Raw genomic sequence first — 13715 nt, 5'->3', positions numbered from 1 at the left:
CGGTGGGACCGCCGGGGGTGGTGGCGGTGCTCGTGTGGTCGGTGGATGAGGACACAGTCACCGCTCCGATGCTACGCCCGTGGTGCTCAAGGCATCCGGTGCGCGATGGTCGTGGTCGAGGGAGGCCTGGACTGCCGTGGCGATCGGTGTGAGCAAGCTCTCCACGGAGAGGGCGGTACCGAGTTCACGCGCCAGTGACGTGACGCCCGCGTCGGCGATGCCGCACGGGACGATCGCCTCGAAGGCACTCATGTCGGGATCGATGTTGAGGGCGAATCCGTGCAGCGCGACCCCGCGTGCGACACGGATGCCGATCTGTCCGAGTTTGCGTTCGCCGGACCCCTTCGTGACGCTCGCAGGCTCGCTCCTCAGGGGTCGGGGGGTGGCGCTCGCAGGCTCGCTCCTCAGGGGTCGGGGGGTGGCGCTTGCCGGCTCGTCGACGACCCACACACCCGAGCGTCCGTCGATGCGTCCGGTCGTCACGCCGAGGTCGGCGCAGACGGTGATGAGCGCTTCCTCGAGCCGACGGACGTACTCGACGACGTCGAGTGGTTCCGCGAGCCCGACGATCGGATATCCGACGAGTTGTCCGGGTCCGTGCCAGGTGATGCGGCCCCCGCGGTCGACGTCGATCACAGGGGAGCCGTCGGTCGGGCGATCGGAGTCCTCCGTGCGTTTGCCGGCCGTGTAGGTCGACGGGTGTTCGAGAAGCAGCAGCACATCGTGGTCGAGGACGCCGTCGGCACGCTCGGACGCCAGCCGATGCTGGAGCTCGTAGGTCGACGGGTAGTCGACGACCCCGAGCCTGCGGACCTCGATCGGCTCGGACGAGCGGCGGACGGAACGCTCAGCCACGGACGTACTCCAGGGCGTCGTCGATGCGGGGATGGCGGAATTCGAATCCGGATCGGGTCAACACTCCTGGTGCAACGCGTTGACTGAACAGAATCATTTCCTCGGCCATTTCGCCGCCGACCGCCTTGGCGGCGAACCCGGGCACCTTGAGCACGGTGGGTCGGTGCATGGAGTGCCCGAGGGCGTCGGCGAACTCACCGAACGGCACGGCTCCGGGGGCGGCCAGGTTGACCGGACCGCTGATCGATGACTCCAGGAGGAACGCGATCGCCCGTACCTCGTCGGGCAGGCTGATCCACGAGAAATACTGCTCGCCGCTGCCGATCGCACCGCCGAGCCCCAGCCAGAACACCGGCTTGAGGCGGCTGAGGAGCCCACCTTTGCGGGACAGCACCGGCGCGGTGCGGAGCAGCACGACACGGGTGTCGTCGCCGGCATTCGAGGTCGCGGCGCGTTCCCAGTCGATGACCAGGTCGGCGAGGAACCCCTCACCGGAGGGGTCGGTCTCGGTGGCCGCGTGCTCGCCGGTGTTCCCGTAGAAACCCGTCGCCGACGCGCTGAGGAACGTCGGCACCCCGGCCCGTGCGACGGCCTCGGCGAGGACCTCGGTCGGCGTGATCCGTGAGTCCCGCAACTCCTGCTTGAACCGTCCCGTCCACCGCTGGTTGCCGACGCCGACCCCGCCGAGGGAGATCACCGCGTCCACGCCCTCGAGGCTTTCTGCCGGAACCCCGAATGTCTCCGGGTCCCAACTGAATTCGTCGTCCGACAGAGCCTCGCGCCGCACGAGCCGGACCACGGTGTGTCCGGACTCGCGCAGCGCGGAGACGACCGCGGAGCCGATCAACCCCTGCGAGCCGGCGACGGCTACCCGCATCGGTGTCTAGAGCCCGAGGTCGGCGGCGAAGGCGCCCTGCTCGAGTCGCTTCTTGATGGTCGTCAGGAAACGTCCCGCGTCGGCGCCGTCGATCAGCCGGTGATCGTAGGTGAGCGGCAGGTACGACATCGACCGCACCGCGATCGACTCGGATCCGTCCTCGCCGGTGATGACCACCGGGCGCTTCACGATCGCACCGGTACCGAGCATGGCGGCCTGCGGCGGCACCAGGATCGGGGTGTCGAACAGCGCGCCCTGGCTGCCGATGTTGGTGATGGTGAACGTGCCACCGGCCAACTCGTCGGGCTTGAGGCCGCCGGCGCCCTTGCGCGCGCGGGCCGCGATGTCGGCGATCGCGCGGGCGAGCCCGGCGATGGACAGGTCGTCGGCGTTGTGGATCACCGGCGACAGCAGGCCCTGCTCGGTGTCGACGGCGATGCCGAGGTGCACCTTGTCGTAGTAGGTGATCTCCTTCTTGTCCTCGTCGATCGACGCGTTCACGTTCGGGTGCGCCTTGAGCGCCTCGACAACGGCCTTCGCGATGAACGGCAGGAAGGTCAGGTTGACGCCCTCGGACGCCTTGAACGACTCCTTGGCCTGCTTGCGCAGCGACACGATGCGGGTCATGTCGACCTCGAAGACCTGCGTGAGCTGAGCGCTCGTCTGCAACGACTCGCGCGTCTTCTTCGCGGTGATCTGGCGGATGCGGTTGATCTTCTGCGTGGTGCCGCGCAGTTCGGCGAGCTCGGGCCGGACCTCGGGCGAGGACGACGCCGCCGGTGCGGACGGTGCCGCGGCGGCAGGCGCGGCCGGTGCCGACGACGGGGCAGGGGCCTTCGCCGCCTCTGCGGCCGCGAGCACATCCTGCTTGCGGATGCGGCCGCCGACGCCGGTGCCCTTGATCGCGTTCAGGTCGATGTCGTTCTCCGCGGCCAACTTCCGCACCAGCGGGGTGACGTACGGCGTCGAGGAGATCGTGGTCGGCTCCGACGTGGTGGATGCGGCGGCGGGTTCCGGCTTCTCGGCGGGCGCGGGCTTCTCGGCGGCCGGCTTCTCCTCCGGCGCAGACTCAGATGTCTTGGCGGGCTCCGGTTCCGGCTCGTCGGCGGGCTCCGGCTCCGGCTCGGCTTCGGGTTCGGGCGCGGACTTCTCGGCCGGGGCGGCCGACGCATCGCCGATGACGGCGAGCTTGCCGCCGACCTCGATCACGTCGTCCTCCTGGGCGACGATCTCGAGCAGCGTGCCCGCAACGGGTGAGGGGATCTCCGTGTCGACCTTGTCGGTGGACACCTCGAGCAGCGGCTCGTCGGCCTCGACGGAGTCGCCGACGGACTTCAGCCAGTTCGTGACCGTTCCCTCGGTGACCGACTCGCCGAGTTCCGGCATGACGACATCGGTGCCCTCGGCGGAGCCACCACCCTTCGTCGACTCTGCGGACGGCTTCTCGGCAGGTGCCTGCGCCTCGGTGGACGGGGCCTCGTCGGCCTGCTCGGGCTCGCCGGCATCGGACGGGGCGTCGCCGCCCGCGGAATCGGAGGAATCGTCGCCTGCGGAATCATCACCGCCGGACTGCTCGCCCTCCTCGCCGATGAGTGCGAGCTCGCCGCCGACCTCGACCACGTCGTCCTCCTGGGCGATGATCTTGGTCAGCACACCCGCAGTGGGGGCAGGGATCTCGGTGTCGACCTTGTCCGTCGACACCTCCAGCAAGGGCTCGTCGGCCTCGACGGTGTCGCCCTCCTCCTTCAGCCACCGGGTAACGGTTCCTTCGGTGACGCTTTCACCCAGGGCGGGCATCTGGACGGAGAAGGCCATCGTTGTTGACTCCTGAACTCGACGTGTGGTCACTAGGTCTGTTCACCGCGGTGTGTGCGCCGCCGGTGCACGTGAGACGGGCTGTGGCGGGTGAGCCGTCCGTCCCCGGATCACCCTACCCGTCACGCGTCACACAGACGTGGTGTGCCCGGACATTCACACGTGGTGTCGAACCGCACGGTGTGAGGGTCCCCGCGCACCGGCTCCTAGCCGTTCTCGGCGATGTCGGAGAGGACGCGTGCGATGGTCCGGACCGGCACTCCCGTCCCGCCCTTCGGGGTGTAGCCCCACGGGCCGCCGGTGTTGAACGCCGGTCCGGCGATGTCGATGTGGGCCCAGCCGACCGACGACGGGACGAACTCCTTGAGGAACAGTCCGGCCGACAGCATCCCGCCGTTGCGGTGATTGGTCACATTCGCCAGGTCGGCCACACGGCTCTTCAGATCACCGCGCAGCTCGGCGGGCAGGGGCATCGCCCACCCGTTCTCGCCCACCTCGCGAGAGAGCGCCGCGACCCTGTCGCGGAACTCCTCGGTACCCATCACGCCGGGGGTGCGGGCGCCGAGCGCGACCATCTGCGCACCGGTGAGGGTGGCGGTGTCGATCAGGTAGTCGGGCTCGTCCTCGGCGGCACGCACGATCGCGTCGGCGAGGATCAGGCGGCCCTCGGCGTCGGTGTTCAGGACCTCGACGGTGGTGCCGCCGTACTGGGTCAGCACATCGCCGGGCCGCTGCGCGGTCGACGACGGCATGTTCTCGGCCATGGGAACGGTCGCGATCACGGACACGTCGAGATCGAGTCGGGCCGCGAGGATGGTCGCGGCGATGACCGCTGCCGCGCCGCCCATGTCGGAGGTCATGTGGTCCATGTTGGCCGCGGGCTTGATCGAGATGCCGCCGGTGTCGAAGGTGATGCCCTTGCCGACGAGCGCCACCTTCTTCGCGTTCTTCTTGCCGGTGTGGATAAGCCGCACCAGGCGGGGCAGCCGTGACGAACCCTTCCCGACGCCGATGATGCCGCCGTAGCCGGCCTTCTCCAGCGCCTCGTCGTCGAGCACCTCCACCTTCAGTCCGGCGGCGCTGCCCAACTGTCGTGCGCGTTCGGCGAACTCCTCCGGGAACAGGTGGCTCGGCGGGGTGTTCACGAAGTCGCGCGCGATGGCGACCGAGTCGGCGACGGCGACGGCGTGGGCCAGATCGGCCTTCGCCGTCTTGCCCTTGTCGTCGACCAGCAGGGTGATGCGGGCCGGCGGCGCCTTCTTCGGCCGGGTCTTGTCGGTGCGGTAGAGGTCGAAGCGGTAGGCGCCGAGGAATAGGCCCTCGGCGGCGGCGGCGAGATCCAGGGCCGACAGTGTCGTCGCGGCCTGCTCGATGCCGTCGAGTTCGCGCGCCGCGATGCCCGCGGCCTGGCGGAGCTGATCGGCGTCGTCGACAGTGGCGGCGTCACCGAGACCGACGGCGACGACGACGTCGACGGCGAGGCCGTCGGGAGCCGGGAGGCGGGTGATCTCGCCGTGCGATCCGGTGGCGCCCAGGCGACGGACCGCGGTGGAGATCGCCTCCGCCTGTGCGTCGTCGAGGACACCGTCGCCGATCACCAGCGTGGGTTCGGAGTCCGACGAGGTCCCCGCATCGTCGTCGGACTCCGGTGCGATGAGGCCGATCACGAGGGCGTCGTCGCCCTTGCCGAGGGTGGTCGCCAACTCCAGTTCAGGTCCGCGTACGCGGTCGAAGGTCTCGTTCTTGGTCACGAAACCAACTGTAACCATGGGCACCGACCGACCACCGGCCTCCGCAGTGCGCTTCTCCTAAGGTGTGGGTATGAGTGATCTCCTCGCCGGACCGATAGCCGATCGCCACACCGCACTGGGCGCCACCTTCGCCGAGTTCGGCGGATGGACCATGCCGGTCTCGTACGCGGGTACGGTCGCCGAGCACACGGCGGTCCGGGAGAACGTGGGCATCTTCGACGTCAGTCACCTCGGCAAGGCGCTGGTGTCCGGGTCGGGAGCCGCGGACTTCGTGAACGGCACGCTGTCCAACGATCTCGGGAAGATCGCCCCCGGCAAGGCGCAGTACACGTTGTGCTGCAACGAATCCGGTGGTGTGGTGGACGACCTGATCGCCTACCTGGTGAGTGCGGACGAGGTCTTCCTCGTCCCGAACGCGGCGAACACCGCTGCCGTCGTCGACCTGTTGGCCTCCGCCGCACCGGCGGGTGTTTCGGTGACCGACCGGCATCGCGAGCACGGTGTCTTCGCCGTGCAGGGGCCCAAGGCGCCGGACGTGCTGTCGGCGGTCGGGCTACCGACGGACATGGAGTACATGGCCTTCGCCGACGCCGACCTCACGACCGCATCGGGATCGGTCCCGGTGCGGGTGTGCCGCACCGGATACACCGGAGAACGCGGGTACGAGCTCATCCCGCGGTGGGCCGACTCCGGTGCGGTGTTCGACACGGTGCTCGCCGCGGTCACCGACCTCGGCGGTCAGCCCGCCGGTCTCGGCGCTCGCGACACCCTGCGCACCGAGATGGGCTACGCCCTGCACGGGCATGAACTGGGCCCCGACATCTCTCCGGTGCAGGCCCGCGTCGGCTGGGCCGTGGGATGGAAGAAGCCCGAGTTCTTCGGCAGGGAACGGCTGTTGACGGAGAAGTCGGAGGGGCCCGCGCGTCGGCTCCACGGACTCAAGGCGACCGGGCGCGGGGTGCCCCGCGCCGGCTGTGCGGTCCTCACCGGAGCAGGCGGCGACACCATCGGCACGTGCACCTCCGGCACGTTCTCACCCTCGCTCAAGCAGGGGATCGCGCTTGCCCTCATCGCCACCGACAGCGGTGTGGGTGTCGGCGACGAGGTCGTCGTCGACGTCCGTGGGCGTGATCTGGCGTGCGAGGTGGTCACCCCGCCGTTCGTCGCGCCACACGTCTGACCTCGGACGCGGGGGAGCTCCGACGCCGCGGCAAAGGGTTTGCGCCCCGGCGGTACGATTGCCCAATGACCTTGCAGTTCACGCGTACCGAGCATCCCCACCCGGTGTCGGAGAATCGTCGTGCGGAGATCCTCGCCGCACCCGGTTTCGGCAAGTACTTCACCGACAACATGGTGATGGTCGACTACGACGTGGACCGTGGATGGCACAACGCGCAGGTGCGGCCCTACGCGCCGATCGCCCTCGATCCGTCGGCGATGGTCCTGCATTACGGCCAGGAGGTCTTCGAGGGTCTGAAGGCCTACCGCCAGCCGGACGGTTCGATCGCCGCGTTCCGGCCGGAGGCCAACGGACTGCGGATGCAGCGCTCGGCCGAACGTCTCGCGATGCCCCCGCTCGGCGTCGACGACTTCATCGCCTCCCTGCGTGTCCTGCTCGACGCCGACAACGAATGGGTTCCCGCCGCCGGTGGTGAGGAAGCCCTCTACCTGCGGCCGTTCATGTTCGCCTCGCAGGCGGGACTCGGTGTGAACGCGCCGTCGAATCAGTACATCTACTCCGTCATCGCCTCGCCGGCCGGTGCCTACTTCTCCGGCGGGATCAAGCCGGTGAGCGTCTGGTTGTCCACCGAATACGTCCGCGCCGCCCCGGGTGGCACCGGTTTCGCCAAGTGTGGCGGCAACTATGCGGCCGCGTTCCTGGCGCAGGCACAGGCGACGTCGCACGGGTGCGATCAGGTGGTCTGGCTCGATGCCGTCGAGCGCCAGTACATCGAGGAGATGGGCGGGATGAACCTGTTCTTCGTCTTCGGTTCCGGCGCCGACGCCCGTCTAGTGACTCCGGAGCTGTCCGGGTCGCTGCTACCAGGGATCACGCGGGAGTCGTTGCTGCAGTTGGCAACCGACGCCGGGTTCGCCGTCGAGGAACGTCGTATCACCACCGAGGAGCTGCGCAAGGGCGTTGCGTCGGGCGACATCACCGAGGTCTTCGCCTGCGGTACCGCGGCGGTCATCACGCCGGTCGGTCGCGTCAAGGGCGACAACGAGGACTACCTGATCGGTGACGGCGCCGCGGGCGAGGTCACCCAAGCCCTGCGCGACACCCTCACCGGCATCCAGCGAGGTACCTTCGCCGACACCCACGGTTGGATGACCGAGCTGTACCGGGCCTGACCGCTCAGACGAGCAGGCCGACGACCGCCACGGTCACACCGAGTTCGATCCCTGCGCCGAGTACGTCGCCGTTGATCCCACCCATCCGGCGTGCGCAGTGGGCGGTGAACCACCACCCCGCGACGACCACGACGGCGGTGACGACGACACCCTGGACGGCGGCGCCGACGTCGAGGCTCTCGGGGGACAGCCCGCACAGGAAGCCGGCGGCCGACGCCACGACCGTCCACACGATGACCGACACGTGCTGGGTGCCCGCCACGAGCGCGCCGAAGCCGGTCGGATGTGCGGCGGACAGCCGGCGACGACACCCGATCACCGCGACGATCCGCCCCAGGGCGATCGCGAGAGCAAGCTCGTACCACCGGTGTTGGCCGATCAAGGAGCCGAATCCGATGAGCTGGACGATCATCACCGCGGTCACCGTGGCGACTGCGAACGGTCCTGCCGGGCCGCTGCGCATCACCTCGGCGACGCGCTCCGGCGGGCCGTAACATCCGAGGCCGTCGGCGGTGTCGGCCAGGCCGTCGAGATGCATGCCGCGGGTGGCCAGCGCGAGCGCGACGACGACCAGCGCGCCGATCATCGCGTCGGGCAGATCGGTCGTCGACATCGCCGCAGCCAGGCCCGCGGCGCCGGCGCCGAGCAGGATGCCGACCACCGGGATCGCGGTCATCACCGCCGCGCCCACGGACCGGTCCATCGGCATCCGCGGCTGCGGCACGGGGGCAACCGTCATCCAGCTCACCGCGACGTAGACGGCTCGGGCCGGCGACAGCATCGTCGTGGGTCAGTGTGCGCCGGTGACGACGGCGTCGCCCTGACCGCGCGCGATCGCATCGGTTGTGTCGTCGGCGGCGGCCGCGCCGTCGCTGACGCCGGCCTCGTCGAAGGTCGCCATGGACCTCATGATGTCGACCGACGACGCCACGAGCGGCAGTGCCGCCAAGGCGCCGCTGCCCTCGCCGAGGCGCATCTCGAGATCGAGGACGGGCGCGAGGTCGAGGTGGTCGAGTGCGATGGTGTGCGCCGGCTCGACCGAACGATGCCCGGCGACCCACCACCGCGCCGCGCCCGGGGCCAGTTCGTTCGCGACCATGGCCGCGGCGGTCACGACCATCCCGTCGAGGATGACCGGTGTCCGCCGAACGGCGGCCTGGGCGAGGAATCCCGCCAATGCGGTGAGGTCCGCGCCGGCGACGGTGGCGAGCAGGGAGAGCGGATCGTGGACATGGCGTCGCGCGCGCCGCATGCCGTCGCGGATCGCGGCGGTCTTGCGGATCCAGCCGGCGTCGTCGATTCCTGTTCCGCGTCCGACGATCTCGACGGGTTCACGCCGGGTCACCGTCCCGATCAGGACCGTGGCCGGGGTGGTGTTGCCGATACCCATCTCGCCGCCGATGAGCAGATCGGCACCGGAGTCGACGAGATCGTCGGCGATCGCGCGTCCGGCGGCGAGGGCTTCGCGCGCCTGTCCGATCGTCAGGGCGTCCGTGGTGCGCAGATCACCACTGCCACGGCGGACCTTGTACCGGGAGACCTCGGGAGGCGTGTCCGCATCGACGGACATGTCGACGACGTGCACCGTGGCGCCGGCACGCCGGGCGAGGACGTTGACGGCGGCCCCGCCCGCGGCGATGTTGGCGACCATCTGTGCGGTCACCTCCGGCGGGAAGGCGGAGACGCCGGAATGCGCGACACCATGGTCACCGGCGAACACCACGACCGTGGGAGCGGTCACCTCCCGCGGGGGGCACACACCCTGGCACGACGACAGCCACACCCCGAGCTCCTCGAGCCGGCCGAGGGACCCGGGTGGCTTGGTCAGGGTCAGCTGTCGCTCGCGGGCCTCCATCGCGATCGCCGTGTCCGGCGGCTCGATCGGTCCGAAGACCTCGGCGTCGGTCGGGTCGATCGTGGGCGATCCGACCGCAGGTGATCCGACCGCGGTCGCGGCGAGCGGGGGAGTAGGGGCCTGGGTGGTTGCCGTCGGTGCGGGCGTGGGTGCCGTCGGCGGGATCTGGGTTGCCGTCGACGCCGGGGTGATCTCCGACGGCGCGGTGGCGGGTGTCGGGGACGTCGCGGACCGCGGGACAGTGCTGTCGGTGTCGGCAGGGAGCTCGAGCACCCGGCCGGCGACGAGCAGCACCACGCGATCGCAGACCGCGGCGACGGCCTCGTTCAGCGCGCCCAGTTCGTCTTGGAAGCGGCGCCCCGCCGGTGTCGGCGGCACCACGGAGAGTCCGACCTCGGGACTGATGAGGACCAGGTCACCGTCGAAAGCGGACACGGCAGAACACATCTCGGAACGCAGATCGCCGAGGTCCACCGGCTGGTCGCCCCAGCCGCCGACGGCATCGAGTTGCGCGGCGAGCCAGTTGCCGAGGTCGTCGACGAGGGTGGCCGTCGTGGGATCGTCGCGCAACGTGTCGGCCACGTCGATCGTCTCGACCGTCGAGTAGCGGTCGTCCCGTCGCTCGCGGTGGGCGGCGACACGGGCCACCCAGTCGGCATCGGTCGACGTCGTCGGTCCGGTCGCGACGTAGCGGACGCGTGGGTGCCCGCGGAGCAGGCGTTCACCGTGATCGGACTTGCCCGACCGCACCCCGCCGAGAACCAGCGTGCGCGTCCCCGTCCTCGCGTGTTCGTCGGCGTGTGTCCCCCGTGACGCCACCGGTGTCAGACCTCGTCGCCCGGCGACACCTGCGGCTTCGGCGCCCGCATCATGCGGAGCTGCATGGCGCGGGTGAAGGAGTACCAACCGAGCCGGAAGCCGGTCTGGGTGGCGTCGGTGTCCGGATAGCGCTCGCGCACACGGCGATTCACGAGACGGCCGAGGATGACCGCGTCGATCGCCATGAACAGCACGAAGACCAGCAGGACGAAGTTCGCGTAGACCGCGATCGACGGCACGAACATGACCACGATCAGCACGATCGCGAACGGCATGAACAGCCCGGCGAAGTTGCGTCGCGAGTCGACGATGTCCCGCGCGAACCGGCGGACCGGTCCCTTGTCGCGCGGCATCAGGTAGCGCTCCTCGCCGGCCATCATCCGCTCGCGCTGCTCGGTGCGCTGCGTGCGGCGGTCGTCGGAGATCTTGCGCTTCTCCTCGCGCGACAGGGACGACTTCAGTGCCTTCTTCCGGGCACGCGCTTCCGACCGGGTCGTCGGGGGCGGCGCGACGGGACCGCGCCGCCGGCCCTGTGCGTCGCGACGGGACGGAGTCGCGCGACCCTTGCCGGGGGTGTAGGCGGTGCCCTTGGAGTCGACGGTGGTGGTGGACGCGTCGTCGTCGGCCGGGTCCGACACAGTGGTGTCGGCGTCCTCGGCGAGAGACGCATCGTTGGACTTCCATGGCAACTTCACACCTTCGAGGGTAGGCGATTCCGCGCTGCCGAGGTTCTCCGACCTCCCTATACTTCGTGCCCATGACCGATCCCCGGCAGAGCCCGACATGCGTGTTCTGATCGCCCCCGATTCCTTCGGCGACACGCTGTCGGCGGTGGACGCATCCGCGGCCATCGCGCGCGGTTGGTCGGCGGCCCGTCCCGACGACGACGTGCGCTCGGCGCCGCAGTCCGACGGCGGACCCGGATTCGTCGATGTCCTCGCCTCCCGCTTCGGTGAACGTCGCTCCGCGACCGTCTCCGGTCCGCTCGGTGCGGCGGTGACGGCCACCTGGTTGTACGACGACCGTTCGACGCCGCCCACCGCCTACATCGAGTGCGCGCAGGCCTGCGGGCTGCATCAGCTCGGCGGCCGACCGACCCCCCGCACGGCCCTCGCCGCCGACACCGCCGGTGTCGGCCAACTCATCGGTGCTGCGGTCGACGCCGGCGCCCGGACCGTCGTCGTCGGCCTGGGAGGTTCGGCGACGACCGACGGGGGCCACGGACTCGTCGAGGCGCTCGGCGGACCGGATGCGGCGGTGCGCAGGCTGGCCGGGGTGACGCTCGTCGCCGCCTCCGACGTCGAGAACCCGCTGCTCGGAGAGCTCGGTGCCGCGGCGGTCTTCGGTCCGCAGAAGGGCGCCGATGCGGACACGGTGCAGCGCCTCGAGGAGCGGATGGGGCAGTGGGCCCGCGTGCTGACAGCGATGGCGGGGCGCGACGTCACCGCCGACGCCGGGGCGGGCGCCGCCGGAGGTCTGGGCGCGGCGCTCCTCGCTCTGGGTGCGAGCCGGGTGTCCGGCGCGACCGTCGTCGCCGAGGCCACCGACCGGGCCGCCGACGTCGCGGCCGCCGACCTCGTGATCACCGGTGAGGGCAGATTCGACACCCAGACGTTGCGCGGCAAGGTGGTGTCGGCACTGAACGACGCCGCCGGCGCCGCGGGCATCCCGACCCTGGTGTTCGCCGGGCAGGTGACGCTACCGACCGAGGACATCGTCGCCGCCGGTATCGCGGGCGCGCACGCCATCGTCGACGTCGCCGGGTCCGTGGAACTCGCGATGGCCGATGCCGACAATCAGCTGTCGCGTCTGGCCGAGCAGGTCGCCGCCGACTGGGACGGGCACGAGGTCGCGACACATGCCGTGTGACCGTCGGTGACGGACCGCGACGAGCCACCACGGGCACGCGCTCTGACCGGCGGCGCCTACGCCGTCGGCGCCTATCTCCTGTGGGGATTCCTGCCGCTGTACTTCGTGCTGCTCGAACCGACCGGGCCGTGGGAGGTGGTGGCCTGGCGAATCCTGCTGTCGCTGGTGTTCTACGTGATCCTGATCCCGCTCGTGGGGGGTTGGCTGCGGCTGCGCACGATCCTCGGCAACCGCCGCCTGGTGGCCTGGACGGCCGTTGCCGGAGTGCTGATCTACCTGAACTGGCAGGTGTTCGTCCTGGCGACGCTGACCGGGCATGTGATCGAGATGAGCCTCGGCTACTTCATCAACCCGATCGTCACCGTGCTGCTCGGTGTTCTCGTCCTGCGCGAACACCTGCGACCCCTGCAGTGGGTGGCGATCGGGCTGGCCGTCCTGGCGACCATCGTCATCGTCGTCGGCTACGGCGCCTTCCCCTGGCTGGCACTCTGCGTGGCGTTCTCCTTCGGCTTCTACGGACTGGTGAAGAAACACATCGGGCCGTCGGTGGACGTGATGAGCGGACTGACCCTCGAATCGCTCTGGCTCGCCCCGGCGGCGATCGTCCAACTCGTCGTCGTCGCGGTGACCACCGGCCTGACGATGGGCAACGCGGGCCCCGGCCACGCGGCCCTGCTGGCACTCGCCGGTGTCGTCACCGCGGCGCCCCTGATGCTGTTCGCGGCGGGTGCCCGCCGCGTCCGGTTGATCGTGCTCGGGATCGCACAGTTCATCACCCCGTCCATGCAGCTGGTGATCGGTGTGTGGGTGCTCGACGAACCGATGCCACCGGAACGCTGGGCCGGATTCGCGATCGTGTGGTCGGCGTTGACGGTGTTCACGCTGGACTCGGTCGTCGCGGCCCGGCGGGCACGGCGCCGGGAGTCGGCAGGAATAGACTCCGCAGGAATAGACCCGGAGGAGGTACCGTTGAAGCGAGCACGTGGCCTCATGGACGAGCCGGATCCGCGTTCCGTCCGTTCCGACCAGAGCCCGACCCGAGACACACAGGAGCATCGATGACCGTTCAGAACGAATCCGGAGCCGCCACCACGACCGGTGTCCTTCTGACCGAGGCGGCCGCCGGCAAGGCCAAGGCGCTGCTCGACCAAGAGGGCCGCGACGACCTCGCCCTGCGCATCGCCGTCCAGCCCGGCGGCTGCGCAGGCCTGCGCTACCAGCTGTTCTTCGACGATCGCAGCCTCGACGGAGACCTCACCGACGACTTCGGTGGCGTCACCCTCGCCGTCGACCGGATGAGCGCACCGTACGTCGGCGGAGCCACCATCGACTTCGTCGACACCATCGAGAAGCAGGGCTTCACCATCGACAATCCGAATGCCACGGGAAGCTGCGCCTGCGGCGACTCGTTCAACTGACGCAGCCAGAACCTCTCACGACCGCACCCCCGGCCCCGGGGGTGCGGTCGTTCTGGTCTGAAGGCCACCGGTAGCGTGGACTGCTGTCCAGTCCGCCAGAACGA

General features: G+C 70.0%; 12 protein-coding genes. 5 read left to right on the top strand and 7 right to left on the bottom strand.

Going from position 1 to position 13715, the window contains the following annotated elements; genetic code table 11:
- Positions 1-57 precede the first annotated feature (57 nt).
- The 4 genes from lipB to EEB19_RS23235 all read right to left on the bottom strand — a co-directional run bounded on the left by lipB (position 58) and on the right by EEB19_RS23235 (position 5298).
- Positions 58-855 (bottom strand): lipoyl(octanoyl) transferase LipB, encoded by a 798-nt coding sequence (lipB, locus tag EEB19_RS23250; protein WP_187589690.1) that lies wholly within the window; start codon positions 853-855, stop codon positions 58-60.
- Positions 848-1732 carry a TIGR01777 family oxidoreductase gene (locus EEB19_RS23245; RefSeq protein ID WP_187589689.1) on the bottom strand — a complete coding sequence of 295 codons (885 nt, stop codon included), beginning with the start codon at positions 1730-1732 and terminating at the stop codon, positions 848-850. The genes lipB and EEB19_RS23245 overlap by 8 nt, the downstream gene beginning before the upstream one ends.
- Before the next feature lie 6 nt (positions 1733-1738).
- Positions 1739-3547, bottom strand: a complete 1809-nt coding sequence (gene sucB, locus EEB19_RS23240) for a 2-oxoglutarate dehydrogenase, E2 component, dihydrolipoamide succinyltransferase (RefSeq protein ID WP_187589688.1) — start codon at positions 3545-3547, stop codon at positions 1739-1741.
- Between the two features lie 206 nt (positions 3548-3753).
- A complete protein-coding gene (locus EEB19_RS23235; RefSeq protein WP_187589687.1) occupies positions 3754-5298 on the bottom strand; it encodes a leucyl aminopeptidase in 1545 nt (514 codons plus the stop codon).
- 70 nt (positions 5299-5368) lie between these two features.
- On the opposite strand from EEB19_RS23235, the gene gcvT reads away from it, so the two are divergent.
- Entirely contained in the window at positions 5369-6478 is a 1110-nt protein-coding gene (gcvT, locus tag EEB19_RS23230; RefSeq protein ID WP_187589686.1) for a glycine cleavage system aminomethyltransferase GcvT, read from the top strand.
- 65 nt (positions 6479-6543) lie between these two features.
- Positions 6544-7650: a branched-chain amino acid aminotransferase gene (locus EEB19_RS23225; RefSeq protein ID WP_187589685.1), complete on the top strand. Its 1107-nt coding sequence runs from the start codon at positions 6544-6546 to the stop codon at positions 7648-7650.
- Between the two features lie 4 nt (positions 7651-7654).
- Here the strand turns inward: EEB19_RS23225 and EEB19_RS23220 are convergent, their stop codons facing one another.
- Genes EEB19_RS23220 through EEB19_RS23210 form a run of 3 tightly spaced genes read right to left on the bottom strand, consistent with a single transcriptional unit; the run spans position 7655 to position 11019 of the window.
- A complete protein-coding gene (locus EEB19_RS23220; RefSeq protein WP_187589684.1) occupies positions 7655-8431 on the bottom strand; it encodes an adenosylcobinamide-GDP ribazoletransferase in 777 nt (258 codons plus the stop codon).
- A 9-nt stretch (positions 8432-8440) separates the two neighbouring features.
- A complete protein-coding gene (gene cobT, locus EEB19_RS23215; protein WP_187589683.1) occupies positions 8441-10324 on the bottom strand; it encodes a nicotinate-nucleotide--dimethylbenzimidazole phosphoribosyltransferase in 1884 nt (627 codons plus the stop codon).
- 5 nt (positions 10325-10329) lie between these two features.
- Positions 10330-11019, bottom strand: a complete 690-nt coding sequence (locus EEB19_RS23210; RefSeq protein ID WP_187589682.1) for a DUF3043 domain-containing protein — start codon at positions 11017-11019, stop codon at positions 10330-10332.
- Positions 11020-11107: 88 nt separating this feature from the next.
- Between EEB19_RS23210 and EEB19_RS23205 the strand changes: the two genes are divergently transcribed.
- From EEB19_RS23205 to EEB19_RS23195, 3 genes are read left to right on the top strand one after another with little or no spacing between them, the layout of a single operon-like run.
- Positions 11108-12193, top strand: a complete 1086-nt coding sequence (locus EEB19_RS23205) for a glycerate kinase (protein WP_187589681.1) — start codon at positions 11108-11110, stop codon at positions 12191-12193.
- A 6-nt stretch (positions 12194-12199) separates the two neighbouring features.
- Positions 12200-13255 (top strand): EamA family transporter RarD, encoded by a 1056-nt coding sequence (gene rarD / locus EEB19_RS23200; RefSeq protein ID WP_187589680.1) that lies wholly within the window; start codon positions 12200-12202, stop codon positions 13253-13255.
- Positions 13252-13611 carry an iron-sulfur cluster assembly accessory protein gene (locus EEB19_RS23195; protein WP_187589679.1) on the top strand — a complete coding sequence of 120 codons (360 nt, stop codon included), beginning with the start codon at positions 13252-13254 and terminating at the stop codon, positions 13609-13611. The genes rarD and EEB19_RS23195 overlap by 4 nt, the downstream gene beginning before the upstream one ends.
- Positions 13612-13715 lie beyond the last annotated feature (104 nt).

It is taken from the genome of Gordonia sp. OPL2 (assembly GCF_003797825.1).
Lineage (GTDB): Bacteria > Actinomycetota > Actinomycetes > Mycobacteriales > Mycobacteriaceae > Gordonia.
The sequence above is the reverse complement of the archived record's forward strand: the minus strand, read 5'-3'. Positions and strand labels throughout refer to the sequence as shown.